Origin of the sequence: Spiribacter vilamensis (assembly GCF_004217415.1) — a bacterium.
GTDB lineage: Bacteria > Pseudomonadota > Gammaproteobacteria > Nitrococcales > Nitrococcaceae > Spiribacter > Spiribacter vilamensis.
On the sequence record NZ_SHLI01000001.1, the window covers coordinates 1,196,835 to 1,219,129 of the forward strand.

The window sequence follows — 22,295 nt, forward strand, 5'->3', positions numbered from 1 at the left end:
GTTAGCGGTTGTCGACCCGGGCGGCCCGCTCGGGGTCGACCCACCAGGTATCCAGCGCCAGCCCGTACGGCGGGTTATCGGCAGGCCGGCCAAAGCGGTCCCAGTAGGCGATGCGGAAACGATCGATATACCAGTTGGGAATAGCGTAGAACCGCCACTGCAGGACACGATCCAGCGCCCGCGTCCGGGTGATCAGCGCGTCACGATCCGGGGCATCGACAACCTGCTCGACCAGATCGTCGATCACCGGATCGCAGACACCGGCGACATTGCGGCTGCCATTGGTATCGGCGGCCTCACAGCTCCAGAAATCCCGCTGCTCGTTGCCCGGCGACAGGGACTGGGGCGCGACATGCACGGTCATGTCGAAGTCGAATGTCTCCATTCGATTCTGATACTGGGTCGGGTCGACGGTGCGAACGCTCACCTCGGCACCGAGCCGCTCGAGATTGCGCCTGAACGGCAGTACCACCCGCTCGAATGACGGCGACACCAACAGGATCTCGAAGCGCATCTCGCGCCCGGACTCGGTGTGTGTCAGCACATCGTCTTTCACCGTCCAGCCGGCCTCGCGCAGGAGCGTCAATGCCTGGCGGAGGTTGCGGCGCCGGGATGTCTCGGCCGTGCTCGGCGGCTGGTAGGCCTCGGTGAAGACCCGCTCCGGGAGCTGGTCGCGATACGGCTCGAGGCGCTCCCGTTCCGCGTCCGATGGCAGTCCGGTGGCCGCCAGCTCCGAGTTCTGGAAATAACTGCGGGTCCGTTTGTAGGCGCCGTAGAACAGATTCTCGTTGGTCCACTCGAAATCGAACGCGTAGCCGAGCGCCTCACGGACCTTCGGATCCGAGAAGATCGCGCGGCGGGTATTGAAGAAAAACCCCTGCATGCCGGCCGGTTGGTCATGCGGGATTTCGACCTTTTTCAACAACCCGTCATCCACGGCCGGCGTATCGTAGGCCGTTGCCCAGTTGCGCGCGACATTCTCGCGGCGCAGGTGGTACTCGCCGGCCTTGAGCGCCTGCAGCGCCACCGTGCCGTCGCGGTAATAGTCATAGCTGATGCGATCGACGTTATAGCGACCCTGGTTGATGGGCAGATCCGCGGCCCAGTAGTCATCGACCCGCTCGTAGACCACCCGCCGGCCCTGCTCGACCTCGGCCACGCGATAGGGGCCGCTGCCGAGGGGCGGGGTGAGAGTCGTCGAACCGAAATCGCGATCCGCCCAGTAGTGCTCGGGCAGGACCGGCAGCTGACCGAGGATGAGCGGCAACTCGGCATTGGCGGTGTCGGCGAAATGGAACACCACGGTATGCCGGTCGATGACCTCGGCCCGCTCCACGTCACGGTAGTACGCGCGATACTGCGGATGGCCGTCCTCGCGCAGCCGCCGGAATGTCCACGCGACATCGCTCGCGGTGATCGGCTCACCGTTATGGAAACGGGCAATCTCGCGGAGATTGAAGCGGACCCGGCTGTTGTCATCGGCCACGTCGATGGACTCGGCGATCAGCCCGTATTCGGTGAATGCCTCATCCAGCGTCCGCACGGTCAGGGTGTCATAGATGCGCCCGATGCCCTCCGCCGCGGTCCCGCGCAGGATGAACGGGTGCAGACTGTCGAAGGTGGACGCGGCGACGTTGGCGAGCTTGAGCGTGCCGCCGGTTGGTGCGTCCGGGTTGACGTAGTCGAGATGCTCGAATGCCGGCCCGTATTTCGGCTCGCCGTGCAGTGCCAGGGCATGCCGTGGCTCCGCCGCCGGGGTTGTCACCAGGCCGAGTAGCAGTCCCAGCGTGATCGCCCGGAGTGTCATGCGTATCGCATCGAGTGGCAGCATTCAGGGCTCCTTGTGACGTTAGTCAGTCGGCATGCTTGGCCATGCCAACGCTTTTGAGTAACGTACCGGTGATTCTTACAGGGGCAAAGGGGTTCCCATGGGTTTTCTATCCAATCGCAAGGCACTGATCGTCGGTGTCGCCAGCAATCGCTCCATCGCCTGGGGCATTGCCGAGGCCATGCACCGCGAGGGCGCCGAGATCGCGCTCACCTACCAGAACGACAAGCTCAAGCGTCGGGTCGAGCAGTGCTCGAAGGCCTGTGGCGGCGGACCGGTGATGCCACTCGACGTCACCGACGACGCCCAGATCGATACCGTCTTCCAGGAGCTCTCCGACACCTGGGGGCATCTGGACATCGTCGTCCACGCAGTCGGGTTCGCGCCGCGTGAAGAGCTCGAGGGCTCGTTCGTCGACAACACCACCCGTGGCGGCTACGGCATGGCGCACGACATCAGCGCCTACAGCTTCGTCGCCCTGGCGCGTGGTGCGCGTCCCCTGATGCAGGGGCGCAATGGCAGCCTGCTGACGCTGACCTATCTCGGCGGCGAGCGCGCGCTGCCGAACTACAACGTCATGGGTCCAGCCAAGGCGAGCCTCGAGGCCTCGGTCCGCTACATGGCGAGCGACCTCGGCGGCGAAGGGATACGGGTAAATGCGGTATCGGCAGGCCCGATCCGGACGCTGGCCGCCTCGGGGATCGGCGATTTCCGCAAGATGCTGGACTTCAACGCCGCCGCGGCGCCCATGCGGCGAAACGTCAGCATCGACGAGGTGGGCAACACCAGCGCATTCCTGTGCTCCGACCTCGCCTCCGGGATTACCGGCGAGGTGGTTCACGTCGACGGCGGCTTCCACTCCGTCGCCCTCGCCGGGAGCGCCATGGGAGGCAGCGAGTAACCGCGCTCAGAGGTTGCGCTCGCGAACCTCGATATCGGTCCGGTCACGGAGTGCGGCAACCACCGCACTCACGCTGGCCTGCCCGTCCAGATCATTGAGCGTCTGCCGGAGCTGACTACGGCGCTCGTTATCCACCGCCGAGGCGTCACCCGACTCAACGGCCTCGACGACCACCGCCGCCCAGCCACCGGAGAGGCGACCGACACCCGCCCGATCACCCCGCTCGCCGTCGGCGGAGAGACGGAATCCGCGCTCGCGGACACCCGCCGGTAATGACCGGTCGTTACGATCGCTCCACTGAGGAGTGTTGTACTCGGCGTTGGCGACACGGTCAGTCGCCCGCTCGAGCGATTCGCCGTCGTTGACCGCATCGGCAATGGTCTCGGCGTCCGTCCGCGCCGCTTCGCTGGCCTTTTCGCGGCGATAGGCGGTTTCTGCTTCCTCGCGGACATCTTCCAGCGGCTGTACGCGCGCGGCACGGTAATCCGTCACCCGAATCACCGAGTAGCCTCCCTCCGAGCGCTCGATCAGGTCACTGTTCTCGCGTGTGTCCAGCATCGACTCGCTAAAGGCCGTCTCCAATACGGCCGAGTCGCTGGTAATCCCGCTGTCGGTCGTCGATTGCGCGATCCAGTCCGTGGAGCGGACCTCGAGCCCCGCCGCATCCGCGGCCGGCGCCAGTGTTGAGGGGTTCTCGAACGCAAGGGCTTCAATCTCGTTAGCGAGTTCCGTTACCCGGCGATCGGCCCGGTCCATGGCGATCTCGTCGCGGATCTGATCGCGCATCTCCTCGTACGGTGCCATGTCGGCGGCTTGAACACCGGTCACCTCGATCAGGTGCCAGCCGGATGATGTCCTCACCGGCTCGCTGAGCGCTCCCTCGTCGAGTGACCAGGCCGCTTCGGCAAACGCATCGGGGACATCACCCTGCTCGATTTCCCCGAGGGAGCCGCCGTTGGTGGCCGAGCCCGAATCGTCCGACACCGCCTCGGCGACCGCCGCAAAGGACTCGCCGCCACGTATCCGGTCACGCGCGTCGGCGATTTCCTCGCGCGCTGCCTCGACCGCAGCGTCATCCGCGCCCTCGGATACCGCCGCGAGGATATGCCGGACTTCCCGCGCCGCATCCTCGCCACTGCCCGTGGCACGCTCCTCGTAGCGCGCGCGGATGGCGTCCTCGGAGATATCGATCGTCTCTGCCACTGTCGCGGGGGATAGCGTCAGATAGCGTAGCTTGACCTGTTCGGGCTCGCGGAACCGCTCGCGATTGTCCTCGTACCACGCCTGGAGGTCTTCATCGGTCATCTCGATGCCGTCGCGGTAGTCCCGCGCCGATAGCGCTGCCCATGCAAGCTCGCGACGCTGCGACTGCAACGCGATCAACCGATCGATCGTTTGTTCCGATGTAAAGGTTGTCGATTCCACCGCCCGTTGTAGCAGGGAGATGGACAGGTCGCGACGGATCTGTGCCTCGTACGCCTGCGCAGTCAGCCCGTTGCGCTCGAGCAGATCCTGATAGCGCTCGCGCGAGAAACTGCCGTCCACCTGGAACATCGACTGGCTGCGCACCGACTGGGAGACGTCCTCGTCGCTGGCGCGGAGACGCGAATCGCGGGCGTAGTTGAGCAACACCTGCCGGTCGATCAGCTGCTCGAGAACCCGGCGCCGAAGATCGTCGGTGCTGAACATGGAAGGATCGTACTGATCGCCCATCATGCGGCGAAGCTCGGACTGGCGCTGCTGGTAGGCCTGGTCGAGCTGAGTGCGGGTTATTTCGGTATCACCCACGGTCGCGACGACCTGTGGCCCCCCGCCACCGACATAGTTATAGAGCCCGAAGAGGGCGAAGGGGATGACCAGCAGGCCTACGATAACGTAGGCAATCCAGCCGCTGGTCCGATCTCTGATAGCTAGCAGCATGATCGGGTTCCATATACCAAAAAGGCGCCAGTGGGCGCCTTCCTGATGGTGGGATTGTATGGCGGAGCGGACGGGATTCGAACCCGCGACCTCCGGCGTGACAGGCCGGCATTCTAACCTGCTGAACTACCGCTCCGTTTTTTCACCTTGGTGGGTGGTGAGGGGTTCGAACCCCCGACATTCGCCTTGTAAGGGCGACGCTCTCCCAACTGAGCTAACCACCCCTCGACAAGTAATCTCTAGTTTACCGCGTCCTTGAGCGCCTTGCCAGCCTTGAAACCCGGCACTTTCGACGCAGGGATGTCGATTGACTCCCCGGTGCGGGGGTTACGACCGGTCCGGGCTGCCCGCTCGCGGACCGTAAAGGTACCGAAGCCAACCAGTGTTACCTGGTCGCCCTGGTTCAGCGCATCGGTCACCGTAGCGGCGAACGCGTCGACGGCCTTCGTGGCGTCGGCCTTGGAGAGGTCGGCCGATTCGGCGACGGCGTCAATGAGTTCGGACTTATTCATGAATGATCCCCTTCGAAGTTATTCTATCAATGATCGCCGATGCGACCGATGCCGTGCATGCTATCGTTTTGGCCGCGCTGCGACAATCGCTCAGTGTGCCTAGGCAACGCCGCTTATTTAGCATTGGCAGGCCGGCGACTGTCAAACCGCCCGCCCGCATTAGTGCGGACGGATGCCGGTGGTCACCGCGTCGGTGTTCGATGCGGCCTCACCGAGCGCCTCACCACCGTTCTCGAGGGGGACCGGCTGCGATACCAGTGCGGCGGACAACACCTCGTCAATCCAGCGGACCGGACGGATATCCAGCCTTGATTTGATATCCCGGGGGATGTCAGCAAGATCCTTGCGATTATCCTCGGGGATCAGCACGGTCCGGATGCCGCCGCGAAGTGCCGCCAGCAGTTTCTCCTTGAGACCGCCGATGGGAAGCACCTCGCCCCGGAGCGTGATCTCGCCGGTCATCGCTACACCCGCAGACACCGGGATTCCCGTAGCGGCGGAGACAAGCGCGGTGCACATGCCGACACCGGCGCTTGGACCATCCTTGGGGATGGCACCCTCGGGCACATGGATGTGGATGTCGTGGTTCTGATGGAAATCCGCGGCGATCCCGAGTGACGACGAGCGACTGCGCATCACGGTCTGGGCGGCGTGAATCGACTCCTTCATCACGTCACCCAGCTGGCCGGTATTCTGTAGCCGCCCCTTGCCCGGAACGACCACGCTCTCGATGGTCAGGAGCTCTCCGCCCACCTCGGTCCAGGCCAGGCCAGTCACCCGCCCCACCTGGTCCGTCGACTCGGCGACACCATAGCGATAGCGACGCACCCCGAGGTACTTGTCGAGGTTCTGGGTACTGACCTGCACGGCCCGATCGCGCGGCTTGACCAGTACTTCCTTGACGACGCGACGGGCGATCTTTGCAACCTCGCGTTCGAAGTTCCGGACGCCGGCCTCGCGCGTGTAGTAACGGGCGATATCGCGCAGGGCGTTGTCACTGACTTCGAGCTCGCCCGCCTTGAGGCCATTCGCCTTGATCTGCTTGGGCAGCAGATAGTTGCGGGCGATATTGACCTTCTCCTCTTCGGTATACCCGGACAGCCGGATCACTTCCATGCGATCGAGGAGCGGACCCGGGATGTCCAGCGTATTCGCCGTACAGACGAACATGACGTCGGAGAGGTCGAAGTCGACCTCCAGGTAGTGGTCGTTGAAGGTAGCGTTCTGTTCCGGGTCCAGCACCTCCAGCAGGGCCGATGCCGGATCTCCCCGGAAGTCCATGGCCATCTTGTCGACCTCGTCGAGCAGGAACAGCGGATTGCGCTTACCGACCTTGGTCAGCTTCTGGATGATCTTGCCCGGCAGCGACCCGATATAGGTCCGCCGATGGCCGCGGATCTCGGCCTCATCGCGAACGCCGCCGAGCGACATGCGCACGAACCGGCGGTTGATCGAGCGCGCGATCGACTCGCCGAGCGAGGTCTTGCCGACGCCGGGCGGCCCCACTAGGCAGAGGATCGGTCCTTTGAGCTTGCGCACGCGCTGCTGCACGGCGAGATACTCGAGGATCCGTTCCTTGACCTTCTCGAGGCCGTAGTGATCGGCATCGAGGATCGCCTCGGCGCGCGGCAGATCGTGCCGCACGCGCGTGCGCTTTTTCCACGGCACCTCCACCATCCACTCGAGATAGCTCCGCACGACCGTGGCCTCGGCGGACATGGGCGACATCATCCGGAGCTTGTTAAGCTCCTGATCCGCTTTCTCCCGCGCCTCTTTCGACATGCCCGAGGCCTCGATTTTCTTCTCGAGATCCTCGACTTCGTTGGGCGCGTCGTCCATCTCCCCGAGTTCTTTCTGAATGGCCTTCATCTGCTCATTCAGGTAGTACTCGCGCTGCGACTTCTCCATTTGCTGCTTGACGCGGCCACGGATGCGCTTTTCGACCTGGAGAACGTCGAGCTCGCCCTCGATAAGCGCCATGAGGTGCTCGAGCCGACGAGCCGGGTTTTCCATTTCCAGGATCGTCTGCTTTTCATCGATCTTCAGGCTCATGTGCGCAGCGACGGTATCCGCCAGCCGACCCGGTTCCTCGATCCCCTGGAGCGAGGACAGGACCTCCGGCGGCACCTTTTTGTTGAGCTTGACGTACTGCTCGAACAGCGACATCAGCGAGCGGATCATTACATCCACTTCTTCATCGCCGGCCACCGACTCGTCGGGCAGCGTCACGGCGTTCGCGGTGAAGTACCCGTCGCTGTCGCCGATGTCCGAGACCTGCGCGCGCTCGACACCTTCCACGAGCACCTTGACGGTCCCGTCGGGCAGTTTGAGCATCTGCAGGATATTGGCGACTGTCCCGGTGCCGTAGAGATGACCGGCGGCGGGGTCGTCCACCTCGGCGCTGTGCTGTGCAACGAGAAGGACGCGCTTATCGTCGGTCATCGCCCGCTCGAGTGCCTGGATCGACTTCTCGCGACCGACAAACAGCGGGATAACCATGTGTGGATAGACAACGACATCGCGCAGCGGCAGCACCGGCATAACGGCGCCGCCTGCTGGCGTCAATTCCTGGGTCATGGGTATCCTCTTGAGGCCGGGGGCCCGGCCACGGCTCAGTCCGAGGCCGCGGCCGACTGCTCCGAGCCGTCGTAGATCAGATAGGGGGCGGTCTCGCCGCGGATGACTGCGTCGTCCACCACGACCTTGCTGACATTCTCGAGCGATGGCAGCTCGTACATGGTATCGAGCAGGACATGCTCGACGAGTGTCCGCAGCCCGCGTGCCCCTGTGTTACGGGCAATGGCCTTGCGTGCCACCTCGTAGAGCGCCTCGTCACGGAACTCGAGCTCGACCTCTTCCATTTCGAAGAGGCGATGGAACTGCTTGACCAGGGCATTCTTCGGCTCGCGAAGGATCTGGACCAGCGCTTCCTCGTCGAGCTCGTTGAGGGTGGCGACCACCGGCAGCCGGCCGACGAACTCCGGGATCAGGCCGTAACGCATCAGGTCCTCGGGCTCGACGTCCCGCAGCGTCTCGCCCACGGCCTTGCGCTGCGAGGCATCCTTGATCTCGGCGTAGAAGCCGATACCGCCCTTCTCGGAGCGCTGCTGGATCACCTTCTCGAGCCCCGCGAACGCGCCGCCGCAAATGAACAGGATGTTGCTTGTATCGACCTGCAGGAATTCCTGCTGCGGGTGCTTGCGACCGCCCTGGGGAGGAACCGACGCAGTCGTGCCCTCGATCAGCTTCAACAGGGCCTGCTGGACCCCCTCGCCGGAGACGTCCCGGGTGATCGACGGGTTATCCGATTTGCGCGAGACCTTGTCGATCTCGTCGATGTAGACAATGCCCCGCTGGGCCTTTTCAACATCGTAATCGCACTTCTGCAACAGCTTCTGGATGATGTTTTCGACATCCTCGCCGACATACCCGGCCTCGGTCAGGGTGGTGGCATCGGCGATGGTGAACGGGACATCAAGAAGCCGCGCCAGTGTTTCGGCGAGCAGCGTCTTGCCGGAACCGGTCGGGCCGATCAGGAGAATATTGCTCTTGTTGAGCTCGATATCATCGCGACCCTGTGCTGCCTGCATCCGCTTGTAGTGGTTGTAGACCGCGACGGACAACACCTTCTTGGCATGGTCCTGTCCGATGACGTGGCCATCCAGTTCGGCATTGATCTCGTGGGGCGTGGGAAGCCCCGCGCCCTTCTCAGCGCTGGTCTCTTCCATCTCCTCGCGGATGATGTCGTTGCAGAGTTCGACGCACTCGTCGCAGACAAACACAGAGGGCCCCGCAATCAGCTTGCGTACCTCGTGCTGGCTCTTGCCACAGAATGAGCAGTGGAGCGGCTTGCCGTTGTCGTCGCCGCGACCGCCATCATTTTTGTCAGTCATGGGCTACCTTTGTGCATGCCAGAAGTTCTCTATTTCGACGATGCCCGCTTTTCCGCGGGGATGCAAGCGCCGCCTACTCAAGCGGCAGCTTGCTGCGATCGGTCAGCACCTGGTCGATCAGGCCGTAATCACGCGACGCCTCGGGGTCCATGAAGTTGTCGCGCTCGGTATCCTGCGCGATCGTCTCCAGGGGCTGGCCGGTGTGATAGGCCATAATCCGGTTCAACCGCTCACGCGTGTTGAGGATCTCCCGGGCATGGATATCGATATCGGTTGCCTGTCCCTGGAAGCCGCCCAGCGGCTGGTGGATCATCACCCGGGCGTTGGGCAGTGCGAAACGCTTGCCCGCGGCGCCCGCCGTCAGGAGTAGTGATCCCATGCTCGCCGCCTGACCGATGCAGACCGTACTGATATCCGGCTTGATGAACTGCATCGTGTCGTAAATCGCCAGTCCCGCCGTCACCAGACCACCGGGGCTGTTGATGTAGAAGTGGATATCCTTGTCCGGGTTTTCCGACTCCAGAAAGAGCAGCTGAGCGATCAGGAGATTCGCCTGATGATCCTCCACCGGACCGACCAGGAAAATCACCCGCTCCTTGAGCAGCCGGGAATATATGTCGTACGAGCGCTCGCCGCGTGCGGTCTGCTCGACGACCATCGGCACAAGGCCGGTGCCCATGGGGGCGTTTTCGTAGCGCTCTTCGCTCATCTTCACTCTGACTCCTGACCGCTTTCGGCCTCGCTATTGCTTTCATCGTCGACGCCACTGGTCAGTGCATCGAGACTCATCGGTTTTTCGGTGACCTGGGCCCGCTCGAGGACCCAGTCGACCACCTGGTCTTCCATCACCTGGAGCTGCAGGCTCTGCAACGCCTCCTGGTTCTGGAGGTAGTGCTGCATGACCTGCTCGGGCTGCTCATAACCCGACGCGACGCGCTGCAGCGCCGCCTGCATCCGCTCGGGCTCGATCTCGATCTCGTTGGCCCGAACGATCTCATTCACCAGCAGCCCCAGCTTGACGCGACGCTGCGCCTCTTCTTCGAAACGATCGACCGGCAGATCGGGATCGTCGCCCGCGGCTCCGGCCTGGCGCATCTGCTCCAGCGTCTGCTCGCGGACCTGCTCGATCTCCCGGTCCACGAGGGCCCGGGGCAGCGGCATGTCGTTGCGCTCGACCAGAGCATTCATCACCTGGTTCTTGATCCGACTACGGACAGCCTGGTCGCGTTCCCGCTCGAGGCTATCGGCGATACGCTCGCGAAGCGTCTCGACGCCACCCTCGATACCGAGGGTCTCGGCGAAGCTCTCGTCGGCCTCGGGGAGCTCGGGCCCCTCGACGGTCTTCATGGTCACGGCGAATTCCGCCTCGCGACCGGCAATGGCGGCATCCGGAAAGTTCTCGGGGAAGGTGTAACGGATGGTCTTGCTCTCACCGGCCTGCATCCCGGTCAGCTCTTCCTCGAAGGGACCCGGCATCTGCCCCTCGCCCAGCGAAACCTGCACATCCTCGCCGCTGTTGCCATCGAAATCCTCGCCATCGACCTTGCCGTCAAAGTCAATGGTCACCTGGTCGCCCTGGGCCGCAGGCCGATCGACCTCGCTGTACTCGGCATGCTGCCGACGCAGCCGATCCAGAATGCGATCGACGTCCGCGGTCTCGATATCGACTGCCGGGCGTTCGAGCTCGATGGACTCGATATCGCCCACGGTTACATCGGGCACGATCTCGAAGCGCGCCTCGTACTCCAGATCCTTGCCCGGCTCGACGGTCAACGGCTGGATATCGGGGGTGCCGGCCGGACGCAGTGATTCCTGCTCGAGCGCCTCGGCGTAGGTGGACCGGACCACCTCGTCGAGCACCTCGCTGCGCACCTGCGGCCCGTACCGCTTCTCGACGACCTTCATAGGCACCTTGCCGGGCCGGAATCCCTGCAGGCGGACCTGGCCGCGCATCTCGCGCAGCTTCTGGTTAACCTGTTCGTCCACCTGTTCGGAAGGCACCTGGACCTTCAATGTGCGCTCCAGGCCGTCGCCCGACTCCACCGATACTTGCATTACCTACCTCTGGATAATTGGTGCGAAAGGCGAGACTCGAACTCGCACGGGGGGATGCCCCACTGGGACCTAAACCCAGCGCGTCTACCGGTTCCGCCACTTTCGCGTATTGACATCTAAACAATCAGTATACCGGCATGCCGCATCCGGCAAAAGCTAACTCCGCATGGACTCGGCAGAACGGCGATGGCAGCGGCGCTGCCACGCCTTGTGACCCTCGGCCACAACCACCACCGGCAGGCTGACGACCAGCGCGAGGAGCCAGTCCGACGCCCCGATCGGGCGGGTATCGAAGAGCACCTGCATGGGCGGCGCGTAGGTAAAGGCGAGCTGCGCGACGATAATGACGGCAATCGATAGCAACACGTAGCGGTTGCCGGACAGGCCACTGCGATTGAGTGCACTGGTCTGCAACCGTCGTGCCGAGAACAGGTACCAGACCTCGAAGAGCACCAGCGTATTCACCGCCAGCGTCCGTGCCTCGGCCAGGTCGCGCCCGAGTGCCTGTTCGCGCAGAAACACCGCGAGCGTCCCGGCCAGCATGAGTGCGGCGACCAACAGGACTCTCACCCCCATTCCCGACGGGATCAGCGTCGCCGCGGCCGATCGCGGCGGTCGCGCCATGACGTCGTCCTCCGCGGGCTCGAACGCGAGCGCCAGCGCCAGCGTAACCGCGGTGATCATGTTCACCCAGAGGATCTGCACCGGGGTGACCGGCAGCATGATGCCCACCAGCACCGCGATCACCAGCAGTAGCGCCTGGGCGGCATTGGTCGGCAGGATAAAGAGGATCGACTTGACGATATTGTCGTAAATGACCCGGCCTTCATGGATGGCCGCCTCGATGGTGGCGAAATTGTCATCGGCGAGGACGATTTCCGACGACTCGCGCGCGGCATCGGTGCCACCACGACCCATCGAGACCCCCACGTCCGCGCGCTTGAGCGCCGGGGCGTCGTTGACGCCATCGCCGGTCATTGCAACCACATGCGCGTCGGACTGCAGCGCCTCGACCAGCCGGAGCTTGTGCGCCGGCGAGACCCGGGCAAACACCTTTCGCTCGCGGGCCGTGCGCCGGAACGTGTCGTCATCCATGGCCTCGAGCTCATCGCCCGTCACCCCCCGCGTCTCGTCGCCGAGCCCCAGCTGCCGGCCGATCGCCGCCGCGGTGACGGCGTGATCACCGGTGATCATCTTGACCTGGATCCCCGCGCGCTGCGACGCCGCGACGGCGGCGATCGCCTCGGGCCGGGGCGGATCGATAATCGCCACCAAACCGATCAGCACCAGCGCGGTGGGGCCGTCGCCCCCATGGATGGCCATCGTACCGTCGTCCGACCGGCGCTCCGCCACCGCGAGCAGGCGCAGCCCGCGTGCCGCCATCTGCTCGGCATGCCGGTGCCAGGCCTGTTCGTCGAGCGCCACGGTCCCGCTGTCAGTGAGCACTCGATCGCAACGCGGGACCACCGCCTCCGGGGCTCCCTTGACCACCAGCCACTGCCCTTGGCCGCTGTCGTGCAGGGTCGCCATGTAGCGATGTCCCGAGTCGAACGGGATGCTGTCGACCCGGGGATAGCGGGTCCGCCAGTCCTCGACATCGACGCCGACGGATTCGGCGAGATGCAGGAGCGCGACCTCCATCGGATCGCCACTGATGCCGATGCCGGCCGCCTGGTCGCGCTGGACAGCGGCATCGGTACAGAGTGCCACGGCCCGCGCCAGCGGCATCGCCGCTCCCCCCGGCGCTGCCGCATCACCGACCGTGTGCAGACCATCCGCGAGTTGCAACTCCTGAACGGTCATCTCGTTGCGCGTCAGCGTCCCGGTCTTGTCCGAGCAAATGACCGTCACCGCACCCAGCGTCTCCACTGCCGGCAATCGCCGGACGATGGCATTACGTGCCGCAAGACGCCGGACCCCCAGCGCCAAAGTAATCGTGACAATCGCCGGCAGTCCTTCCGGGATTGCCGCGACGGCGAGGCCCACGGCGGCCATGAACATCGCCACCGGCGAGAAACCGTGGAGGAGTACGCCCGCTAGCGCGGTGAGCGCCCCGGTGGCCACGATAATCACCGCGAGTTGACGACCCAGCCGGTCGAGATGACGGAGCAGCGGCGTGGTCAGGGTTTCGACCTGCGCGAGCATCTCGGTGACCCGTCCCAGCTGGGTCTGCTCCGCCGTGGCCACCACCACGCCAACGCCCTCGCCCGCCGTGACGAGCGTGCCGGCGAACGCCATGGACAGGCGATCACCCAATCCGGCGTTGGCCGCGACCGCGTCCACCTGTTTATTGACCGGGACCGACTCACCGGTCAGCGCCGACTCGTCCACGGCCAGACCGCGCGCCGTGATCAGACGAACATCCGCCGCAACTTTCGCCCCCGGCTCGAGAATGAGGATATCGCCCGGCACGACCCGGGTGGCATCAATGTTCTGCCGCTGGCCACCGCGCCGCACCGACGCCTCCGGCGCCAGCAGGCCGCGAATGGCCGCCATCGCGGTCTCGGCCTTGCCCTCCTGGATATAGCCGATGACGGCGTTGATAACCACCACGGCGATGATGACGCCGGTGTCGATCCAGTGACCCAGCGCCGCCGTAATCATCGCTGCCAGTAGCAGCAGATAGATGAGCAGGTTATGGAACTGGCTCGCGAGCCGCTCCAGGCGACTGCGGCGTCTCGGTGGCCGCTGGCGGTTCTCGCCATAGCGCTCGAGCCGGGTCTCGACCTCTGCGGGCTCGAGCCCGTCGGCCGAAGTGGCCAGCCCGGACAGCGTTGCCTCGGCGGTTTGTGCATGCCAGGCGGTTTCCGCCTCTCGGAGGTTGGCGCCGTTATCGCCTGCCATTGCTGTTCTCCCTCACGCGGCCTGCCCCGCTACCAGTGGCCGGTGCCCGGATCACCCTTCCACGGCCCCACCAGCTCGCTTGTCACCCAGCCGCCGTAGTAGCGCCCTGACTGCGCCTGCACGGGCTCGTCACCCACATAGGCGGTGAGTTTTTCGGGATAGAGCGAGTACCAGCCCGCGATCGCCTCTGCGCCTGGCAATGGCCGCGGGTATCGCCAGACCGCAGCCTCGATTACGTCGGTGTCGGTCACGACATCGAAATACTCGGCCTCGCCCTTCCATTCACAATACGTACGATGACTGGATGGGCGCAGGAAAGCGACATCCACGGCCTCGGGGGGCAGATAGAACGCGGGCGGGCTGCCGGTCTCCATCGCGCGAATCGCATGATCACTGCGGGCCATACGCTGGCCGTTGACCAGTACCGTGACGCCACGCCGATCCGGCTTATAGGCCGGCGGCCGCGGATAGTCCCACACGGACTCTTCGCCGGAACCCGGCGTAACGGCGAACGGCGGCCGATCACCCCCTCGATAACGCCAGGCGTCACGCTGACGCTGATTGTCCCGATCATTGCTCATACCGGCACCCCTATTGGCGATGTGTGCACTGCATCATGATGAAGCCCGCTACCCCCGTAAAGCGACATCGATAGACAGGCCCACCTCGGGTACGCTGCAACGAAACGGGAAGGGAGAATCACCATGGCGAATCGAATCATTACCCGCCCGCTGATCGGCGGTCTGGTACTGACTGGCGCAATCGGCGTCGCACCGGCAATGGCCGCCGACTATGTCATCGACACCGAGGGCAGCCACGCCTCGGTCAATTTCCGCATCAGCCACCTCGGCTACAGCTGGCTGACGGGTCGCTTCAACGACTTCAGCGGCGAATTCAGTTACGACGCCGACAATCCCGGCGATGCCGAGATCACCGTCAACATCGACCCGGCGAGCGTCGACTCCAACCACGAGAAACGCGACAAACACCTCCGCAGTGACGACTTCCTGGCCGTGGAGCAGTACCCCGAGGCGCGATTCGTCAGCACCGACTACATTCCCCACGATGATGGTACGGCAACGCTGGAGGGCGACTTCACGCTGCACGGCGTCACCCGCCCGATCAGTATCGATGTCGAGAAAATCGGCGAGGGGGAGGATCCGTGGGGCGGCTATCGGGCCGGCTTCAGCGGCGAGACGTCATTCCAGCTGGCGGATTACGGGATCGACTACAACCTGGGGCCGGCCAGTGAGACCGTCCATCTGCAACTCGAGGTGGAGGGCATCCGTCAGTAGCCCAACACCATGTCCTCGCGATCGATCCAGCCGAGCGCGAGGCCAATGGTGTAGAAGCTGGTGACCGAGAACTCGTGGACCGTGTTGTCGGTATGGGCGACCGTGATCTCGCCGCAGAGCTGCCGACAGGCGGCCTTGGTCACCTCCTGGAGCATGGCGAAATCCCGGAAGTAGTCCTTCAGGGGCGGCTTGTCCTGGGCCTGACGACGACGGTTTTTGATGTCGATCGCCTCGTCCACCGCGGCCTGCAGGGCGTCAACGCCACCGGGGCGCGCCGCCTCGAGCACGGCCTCGAACTGGGGGTACCGGAATTCCGCGACGACACCATGGCGATCGGCGTCGCGGGCGTGGTAAGGCGCGATCGATTCGTCCAGGCACACCAGCCCGCGGGGGATCTCCAGGCGCTCCGCCACCAGGGGAGTGATCGCGGCGATGCCGCGCGGCTCGACTGGATCGCCCTGGGTGATCAATAGCGGCGGTCGAGCGATCGAGCGTTCCTTCCAGTGCGCGACAAGCCGATCGGCGAGCCCTCGTGCCACGTCGACAGGATCACGGGTATCCCGGCCACCGGCGCCTTCAATAATCACGGGGTGAAACGGGGACAGGCTGTTCAACGAATCGCCGGGCAAGGCAGAACTCCATTTATCGCAATGAACGAGCGGGCTGGCGGGGAGAGACGGGCGGAATACATGGTGGGCCGTGTAGGACTCGAACCTACAACCAACTGATTAAGAGTCAGCTGCTCTACCAATTGAGCTAACGGCCCATCGATAAGGTGGGGTGAGCGATGGGACTTGAACCCACGACCACCGGAGCCACAATCCGGAGCTCTACCTACTGAGCTACGCCCACCACCGGTTGTTTTCCTGCGATTCAACTGGTCGGGGTGGAGGGATTTGAACCCCCGACATCCTGCTCCCAAAGCAGACGCGCTACCAGGCTGCGCTACACCCCGCCTCGACCGCAGGTCCCCTGCAGACACCGCAAGGAATCCGGAAATAATACTGAGCCCCCTCCTTCCGGTCAATGTGCGTATACTATGCTGCATCGCAAGGAGAAACGATTCGATGACATTTGATGATTTCGGTCTTCAGACCGAGCTGCTCGACGCCGTTAAGGACTCGGGCTACAACACCCCCACCTCAATCCAGGAACAGGCTATTCCGGAAGTCCTCAACGGCAGGGACCTGCTTGGCGCCGCCCAGACCGGCACGGGCAAGACCGCAGCCTTCACCCTGCCCCTGCTGCAGCGCCTCGCCGCGCGCAAGCCGGAGGGCAAGCGTCGACCGGTCCGGCTACTGATCATCGCCCCGACGCGGGAGCTGGCGGCGCAGATCCACGAGAGCGTCAAACAGTACGGCGCCAACCTGCCGCTGCGCTCGGGCGTCGTCTTTGGTGGCGTCGGCATGCAGCCGCAGATCGACCGCCTGCGCAAGGGCGTGGACATCCTCATCGCGACACCGGGACGGCTGCTCGACCACCTGAACCGCGACAATCTGCGCCTCGATCGCGTCGAGAGCGTCGTACTGGACGAGGCCGACCGCATGCTCGACATGGGTTTCATTCACGATATCCGCAAGGTTCTGAAACAGATCCCGGAGAATCGCCAGACGTTGCTTTTCTCGGCAACGTTCTCGAAAGAGATCCGCCAGCTCGCGTCCGGCATGCTGAAAAACCCGGTCGAGATCGACGTCGCCCCGACGCACAGCGCCGCGGATACGGTGGAACAGTCGGTCTACCGCCTCGACAAGGCGCAGAAGCGTCCCCTGCTCAGCCGCCTGATCCGCGAGGGCGACTGGCAGCAGGTCCTGGTATTTACCCGCACCAAGCATGGCGCCAACAACCTGAGCAAGCAGCTCGACCAGGATGGTCTGAGTACGGCCGCCATTCACGGCAACAAGAGCCAGACGGCGCGGACCCAGGCACTGGACGGCTTCAAGAAAGGTCGGGTTCGCGTGCTTGTGGCGACGGACATCGCCGCCCGGGGACTGGACATCGATCAGTTGCCGCACGTGGTCAACTTCGACATGCCCCATGTCGCCGAGGATTACGTCCATCGGATCGGCCGCACGGGACGGGCAGGCAACACAGGCGAGGCCATCTCACTGGTCGCACCGGATGAGAACAAGCTGCTGAAGGGCGTCGAGCGTTTGCTCAAGCGCTCGCTGAAGCGCGCCGACGCGGTGGCCTGACGCTCCGAACCGGATCGTGGTGCGCCCGGCAGGGCTTGAACCTGCAACCCTCGGCTTAGAAGGCCGATGCTCTATCCGATTGAGCTACGGGCGCGTCACGACGGATTGTACAACCATTCCCGACGCAGATCATGGCGAAGAGAGTGTTATGGGCGCACAGATCATCGATGGCAAGGCGATTGCCGCCGGCATCCGAGACACCATCCAGACCGCGGTCACCGAGCGCCGCAGCAATAATCAGTCAATCCCGGGCCTCGCCGTCGTGCTGGTGGGTGACAATTCGGCATCGGCCGTCTACGTGCGCATGAAGCGTCGCGACTGCGAGCAGGTAGGATTTGCCGCGCAGGATCACGACCTGCCGACGTCCACCACGCAGGACGAACTGACGGCCCTGGTCGACGAGCTGAACGCCGACCCGGCGATCCACGGCATTCTTGTGCAGCTGCCGCTACCGGATCATATCGATGCCCAGGCGATCATCGAGCGGATCGATCCGGCCAAGGACGTCGACGGTTTTCACCCGCAGAATGTCGGCCGCCTGGTCCTGCGACTGCCCGGCCTGCGCTCCTGCACGCCCCACGGGGTGATGACACTGCTCGAGCACACCGACACCGATCTCGTCGGCGCGCATGCCGTGGTCATCGGCCAGTCCAATATCGTCGGCCGTCCGATGGCGCTGGAATTGCTCAACGCGCGTTGCACGGTGACGGTCTGCCACAGTCGAACGCGTGATCTGCAGGACCAGGTCGCACAGGCCGACGTGCTCGTTGCCGCCGTGGGGCGGACTGCCTTCATTCCCGGCGACTGGATCAAGCCCGGCGCCACGGTGATCGACGTGGGGATCAATCGTCAGGAAGACGGTCGCCTGGTCGGCGATGTGGAGGCCGACGGGGCAATGCAGCGCGCGGGCTGGATGACGCCGGTCCCGGGCGGTGTCGGCCCCCTTACCCGGGCCACGCTGCTGGAAAACACCCTCGAGGCCACCCGGCAACTCGACGGCTAATCGGCCTCGCGAATCAGATCGAGAGCCTCCTCGAGGCGCTCGACACCCATGATCTCCAGTCCACTCGGGGCCTCTCCGGTCGCCGGGCGGTTTTTCGCCGGTACCAGGGCCCGACGAAATCCGTGTCGCGCCGCCTCCGCCAGGCGATCGGCGCCATTGGGAACCGGCCGAATCTCACCGGCCAGGCCGACTTCACCGAAAACCACCCAGTCCTGGGGGATGGGACGATCCCGAAGGCTCGAAATGACGGCGAGCAGCGCGGGCAGGTCACTCGCCGTCTCGGCAACCCGGACTCCGCCAACGATATTCACGAACACGTCCTCGCCCGCCGTACTGATACCGGCATGGCGCTGGAGCACGGCGAGCAGCATGCCCATGCGATTGCCATCCAGTCCCACCGCCAGTCGGCGTGGATTGGACAGCGGGCTCTCTGCCACCAGCGCCTGCAATTCGAGCAGCAACGGACGGGTTCCCTCGCGGGTAACGAGGATGGCACTCCCGGGCACGGGCTGCTCATGGCGGGAGAGGAAGATGGCGGACGGGTTTTTGACCTCTTTGAGCCCCGTATCCAGCATCGCGAATACGCCCAGTTCATTGGCCGCGCCGAAGCGGTTCTTGACCGCGCGCAGCAATCGATACCGGCTGCCCGAATCACTCTCGAAATACAGCACCGTATCGACCATGTGCTCGAGCACCCGGGGGCCGGCAAGCTGGCCTTCCTTGGTGACATGGCCGACGAGGAACAGCACGGTCCCGGTCCGCTTGGCGAACTGCACCAGCTGCGCGGCGGACTCGCGGACCTGCGCGACGCCGCCCGGCGCGGAGCCCAGCGCATCGCTGTGAATCGTCTGGATGGAATCGACCACCAGCACCTCGGGACGCTCGCGGGCAGCGAGCTCGATAATGGTCTCGACGCGGGTCTCGGCGAGCAGTTTCAGCCCGGCATCGCCCACTCCGAGGCGCTCGGCGCGCAGCCCCACCTGCTGCAGCGATTCCTCGCCGGTGACATAGAGCGCCCCGTAACGGTTGGCGACCCGCGCGACCACCTCCAGCAAAAGCGTTGATTTGCCGATTCCGGGATCCCCGCCGAGGAGGACGACGCCACCGGCAACCAGTCCACCGCCAAGCACTCGATCGAACTCGCCGATCCCCACCGGAAACCGGGTCTCGCGGTCGCGGGGCACCTCGGCGAGCGTCCGGATACCACTGTCGCCGGCGTAATGAGCACTGACCTGGATCGATCCTCGCCCACCCGCCGGCGCCGTCGGCTGCAACTGCTCCTCGAGCGTGTTCCATTCACCGCATTCCGGGCACTGGCCGGCCCACTGCGGCGAAGTCCCGCCACAGGCCGTGCAGACATAACGGGTCTTGGTACTAGCCTTCGCCATGAGTCGCTCCGCGGCGATAGACCCGTTCCACCCGCGGTGTCAGCCGGCAGAACAGCTCGTAGCTAATGGTGCCGCAGGCCGTCGCCACCGCCGTGGCCCGCGGATTCGATCCCCAGAGGATGGCGCGATCACCGACACGGGCCTGCGGCACATTGCGCAGATCGACCATCACCATGTCCATGGAGACCCGGCCGATCAGTGGACAGCGCTGACCGGCAATCAGTACCGGCGTGCCATCCGGGGCATGGCGCGGATAACCGTCGCCATAGCCGATGGAGATGACGCCGACCGGCATCGCCTCGGGACAGGCAAATCGACCGCCATAGCCGACGCCATGGCCTGCCGGTAACCATTTGACCGAAACAAGGGCGGCCTCGAGCGTCATGACCGGCTGTAGCGGTGGGTGCACGGACGTGTCCTCGAACGGCGAGGCGCCGTAGAGCATGATCCCCGGACGGATCCAGTCGCCATACGGCTCGAGCCCTCGCAGTGTCGCCGCGGAATTGGGCAGCGAGGCCTCGTGGGCGCCGTCGACCATCGCACCGAAGCGCTCGGTCTGGACGCCCGTCAGCGGATTATCGGGCTCATCGGCACTGGCCAGGTGGGTCATCCAGCGAATCGTCCCCACCGCCGGCAGGCTTTTCAGTCGCGCCAGCGCGTCGGCTGCCTCGTCAGGCGAAAACCCCAGCCGGCCCATGCCGGTATCCACCTTCAGCCAGCAGTCGATGGGCGCCGGGATATCCGCCTCGGCAAGGGCCTCGATCTGCCAGGGCTGATGGATGACCGCATCCAGACGCCGGGCGGAGAAGACCGGGATCTCGTCGGCATCGAAGAACCCCTCGAGCAGGATGATCCGATGCATGAGCCCGGCGAGGCGGAGCGGCAGCGCCTCCTCCAGGCAACTCACGGCGTAGCCATCCGTCGCCGCCGCGAGCTCGTGGGCCACGGGCAGCAGGCCATGGCCGTAGGCATCGGCCTTGAGCACTGCCATCACGTTGGCATCCGGAATCTGCTGTCGGGCGACGCCCAGGTTGTGGTGCAGGGCGTCGAGCCGAATGGTTGCCCGCGCGACACGACTCACTGCCAGCCACCGCCCCCGTAACCGGCATCGGCGATAAAGTTCTCGAAGCGCGTGTACTGACCGAGGAAGGTAAGCCGGACGTTGCCGACCGGCCCGTTACGCTGCTTGCCGACGATGATCTCGGCCGTCCCGGCGTCGGGGCTCTCCTCGTTATAGACCTCGTCGCGGTAGATGAAGACGATAACGTCTGCATCCTGCTCAATCGCTCCCGATTCGCGTAGATCGGACATGATCGGCCGCTTGTTGGGGCGCTGCTCGAGGCTTCGGTTGAGCTGCGAGAGCACCATCACCGGCACACCCAGCTCCTTAGCCATGCCCTTCAGCGCCCGGGAGATCTGCGAGATCTCCGCGGCGCGGTTTTCCTTGAAACCGGGCAGCTGCATGAGCTGGAGATAGTCCACCAGCACCAGTCCAATCCCGTGTTCGCGCTTGAGTCGCCGGCAACGCGCCCGCATCTCGGTCGGCGTCAGGCCGGGGGTATCGTCGATGAACAGGTTCGCCTGCGAGAGCAGGTTCATGGTGCTGGTCAGACGCGGCCAGTCGTCGTCGCTCAGCCGCCCGGAGCGGATCTTCTGCAGCTCTACCCGGCCCAGTGACGAGAGCATCCGCATGGCCAGCGCGTCGGCAGGCATCTCCATGCTGAACACCGCCGTCGGCGGGCCGCTCTGGAGGGCCGCGGACTCGGCGATATTCATGGCGAACGTGGTCTTTCCCATCGACGGCCGGCCGGCGACGATGACGAGATCGCCGTTCTGTAGCCCGGAGGTCAGACGATCGAGATCAGTGAACCCGGTCGGCAGCCCCGTGACGTCACTGTCCTGGTGATAGAGCGTATCGATCCGATCGACGACGTCGGGGAGGACGTCACGCACGCCGACAAAACCGCGGCGATTGCGGCCGGACTGCTCGGCGATCTGAAAGATATGCCGCTCGGCCGTGTCGAGCAGGTCCGCCGAGCTCTGTCCCTCGGGATTGAAGCCGCTGTTGGCGACCTCGGTCCCCGCCTCGATGAGCTGGCGGAGCACCGACTGCTCGCGGACGATATCGGCGTAGGCGCGGATGTTGGCGGCGCTGGGTGTATCCCGGGCGAGCAGCCCCAGGTAACCGAGCCCACCGGCGCTCTCCAGCGAATCGTTGGTCTTGAGCCACTCCGAGAGGGTGACGGCGTCCATGGGCTGCCCGGACTCCGCCAGCGCGTCGAGCGCCCGGAAGATCAGCCGATGATCGCGACGGTAGAAATCCGTCTCGCTGACGCGGTCGGCAATCTGATCCCAGGCGTTGTTGTCCAGCATGAGGCCACCGAGCACGGCCTGCTCCGCCTCGATGGAATGCGGCGGGACCTTGAGGGCCTCCGCCGCCGAAACGTTGCCGGGCTCGACCATG

17 protein-coding genes and 7 tRNA genes are annotated in these 22,295 nt (G+C 64.7%); 4 read left to right on the plus strand and 20 right to left on the minus strand.

What is annotated here, in order from left to right; translation table 11 throughout:
* Position 1 precedes the first annotated feature (1 nt).
* Positions 2-1,831, minus strand: coding sequence for an extracellular solute-binding protein (locus EV698_RS05960; RefSeq protein ID WP_130503198.1), 1,830 nt, complete (start codon positions 1,829-1,831; stop codon positions 2-4).
* 97 nt (positions 1,832-1,928) lie between these two features.
* Between EV698_RS05960 and EV698_RS05965 the strand changes: the two genes are divergently transcribed.
* Positions 1,929-2,729 carry an enoyl-ACP reductase FabI gene (locus EV698_RS05965; protein ID WP_130503199.1) on the plus strand — a complete coding sequence of 267 codons (801 nt, stop codon included), beginning with the start codon at positions 1,929-1,931 and terminating at the stop codon, positions 2,727-2,729.
* A gap of 6 nt (positions 2,730-2,735) precedes the next feature.
* On the opposite strand, the gene EV698_RS05970 is transcribed toward EV698_RS05965, so the two are convergent.
* From EV698_RS05970 to EV698_RS06020, 11 genes are all read right to left on the minus strand, one after another.
* Positions 2,736-4,649, minus strand: a complete 1,914-nt coding sequence (locus EV698_RS05970; protein ID WP_130503200.1) for a SurA N-terminal domain-containing protein — start codon at positions 4,647-4,649, stop codon at positions 2,736-2,738.
* A gap of 59 nt (positions 4,650-4,708) precedes the next feature.
* Positions 4,709-4,785 (minus strand) — tRNA-Asp (locus EV698_RS05975).
* A gap of 12 nt (positions 4,786-4,797) precedes the next feature.
* Positions 4,798-4,873, minus strand: a tRNA-Val gene (locus tag EV698_RS05980).
* 15 nt (positions 4,874-4,888) lie between these two features.
* Positions 4,889-5,161 carry an HU family DNA-binding protein gene (locus EV698_RS05985; RefSeq protein WP_130503201.1) on the minus strand — a complete coding sequence of 91 codons (273 nt, stop codon included), beginning with the start codon at positions 5,159-5,161 and terminating at the stop codon, positions 4,889-4,891.
* Positions 5,162-5,320: 159 nt separating this feature from the next.
* On the minus strand, positions 5,321-7,738 hold the full coding sequence (gene lon, locus EV698_RS05990) for an endopeptidase La (RefSeq protein WP_130503202.1): 2,418 nt from the start codon (positions 7,736-7,738) through the stop codon (positions 5,321-5,323).
* Between the two features lie 35 nt (positions 7,739-7,773).
* Positions 7,774-9,054, minus strand: coding sequence for an ATP-dependent Clp protease ATP-binding subunit ClpX (gene clpX, locus EV698_RS05995; RefSeq protein ID WP_130503203.1), 1,281 nt, complete (start codon positions 9,052-9,054; stop codon positions 7,774-7,776).
* Between the two features lie 73 nt (positions 9,055-9,127).
* Complete coding sequence (clpP, locus tag EV698_RS06000; RefSeq protein ID WP_130504033.1) at positions 9,128-9,763, minus strand: ATP-dependent Clp endopeptidase proteolytic subunit ClpP; 636 nt, start codon at positions 9,761-9,763, stop codon at positions 9,128-9,130.
* 2 nt (positions 9,764-9,765) lie between these two features.
* Entirely contained in the window at positions 9,766-11,109 is a 1,344-nt protein-coding gene (gene tig, locus EV698_RS06005) for a trigger factor (protein WP_130503204.1), read from the minus strand.
* Between the two features lie 18 nt (positions 11,110-11,127).
* Positions 11,128-11,215, minus strand: a tRNA-Leu gene (locus EV698_RS06010).
* A gap of 50 nt (positions 11,216-11,265) precedes the next feature.
* Complete coding sequence (locus EV698_RS06015; protein WP_130503205.1) at positions 11,266-13,953, minus strand: cation-translocating P-type ATPase; 2,688 nt, start codon at positions 13,951-13,953, stop codon at positions 11,266-11,268.
* A gap of 29 nt (positions 13,954-13,982) precedes the next feature.
* Positions 13,983-14,534: a DUF427 domain-containing protein gene (locus EV698_RS06020; RefSeq protein ID WP_130503206.1), complete on the minus strand. Its 552-nt coding sequence runs from the start codon at positions 14,532-14,534 to the stop codon at positions 13,983-13,985.
* A gap of 123 nt (positions 14,535-14,657) precedes the next feature.
* On the opposite strand from EV698_RS06020, the gene EV698_RS06025 reads away from it, so the two are divergent.
* Positions 14,658-15,248, plus strand: a complete 591-nt coding sequence (locus tag EV698_RS06025; protein ID WP_130503207.1) for a YceI family protein — start codon at positions 14,658-14,660, stop codon at positions 15,246-15,248.
* Here EV698_RS06025 and EV698_RS06030 read toward each other — a convergent pair.
* The 4 genes from EV698_RS06030 to EV698_RS06045 form a co-directional block, all read right to left on the minus strand.
* Positions 15,242-15,877, minus strand: a complete 636-nt coding sequence (locus EV698_RS06030; RefSeq protein ID WP_130503208.1) for a shikimate kinase — start codon at positions 15,875-15,877, stop codon at positions 15,242-15,244. The genes EV698_RS06025 and EV698_RS06030 overlap by 7 nt on opposite strands.
* Positions 15,878-15,938: 61 nt before the next feature.
* Positions 15,939-16,014: transfer RNA gene (locus EV698_RS06035), tRNA-Lys, on the minus strand.
* Between the two features lie 10 nt (positions 16,015-16,024).
* Positions 16,025-16,100: transfer RNA gene (locus EV698_RS06040), tRNA-His, on the minus strand.
* A gap of 26 nt (positions 16,101-16,126) precedes the next feature.
* Positions 16,127-16,203 (minus strand) — tRNA-Pro (locus EV698_RS06045).
* Between the two features lie 112 nt (positions 16,204-16,315).
* On the opposite strand from EV698_RS06045, the gene EV698_RS06050 reads away from it, so the two are divergent.
* Complete coding sequence (locus EV698_RS06050; protein WP_130503209.1) at positions 16,316-17,440, plus strand: DEAD/DEAH box helicase; 1,125 nt, start codon at positions 16,316-16,318, stop codon at positions 17,438-17,440.
* Positions 17,441-17,457: 17 nt separating this feature from the next.
* Here the strand turns inward: EV698_RS06050 and EV698_RS06055 are convergent.
* Positions 17,458-17,534 (minus strand) — tRNA-Arg (locus EV698_RS06055).
* A gap of 54 nt (positions 17,535-17,588) precedes the next feature.
* Between EV698_RS06055 and folD the strand changes: the two genes are divergently transcribed.
* Positions 17,589-18,443: a bifunctional methylenetetrahydrofolate dehydrogenase/methenyltetrahydrofolate cyclohydrolase FolD gene (gene folD / locus EV698_RS06060; RefSeq protein WP_130503210.1), complete on the plus strand. Its 855-nt coding sequence runs from the start codon at positions 17,589-17,591 to the stop codon at positions 18,441-18,443.
* On the opposite strand, the gene radA is transcribed toward folD, so the two are convergent.
* The 3 genes from radA to dnaB are packed head-to-tail and all read right to left on the minus strand — an operon-like array spanning position 18,440 to position 22,294.
* The gene (gene radA / locus EV698_RS06065; protein WP_130503211.1) at positions 18,440-19,831 is read right to left on the minus strand and encodes a DNA repair protein RadA; all 1,392 of its coding nucleotides are present in this window, start codon (positions 19,829-19,831) and stop codon (positions 18,440-18,442) included. The genes folD and radA overlap by 4 nt on opposite strands.
* Positions 19,818-20,912 (minus strand): alanine racemase, encoded by a 1,095-nt coding sequence (gene alr, locus EV698_RS06070; protein WP_130503212.1) that lies wholly within the window; start codon positions 20,910-20,912, stop codon positions 19,818-19,820. The genes radA and alr overlap by 14 nt, the downstream gene beginning before the upstream one ends.
* Complete coding sequence (gene dnaB, locus EV698_RS06075) at positions 20,909-22,294, minus strand: replicative DNA helicase (protein WP_130503213.1); 1,386 nt, start codon at positions 22,292-22,294, stop codon at positions 20,909-20,911. Before dnaB ends, alr begins: the two co-directional genes overlap by 4 nt.
* Between the last annotated feature and the right edge of the window lies 1 nt (position 22,295).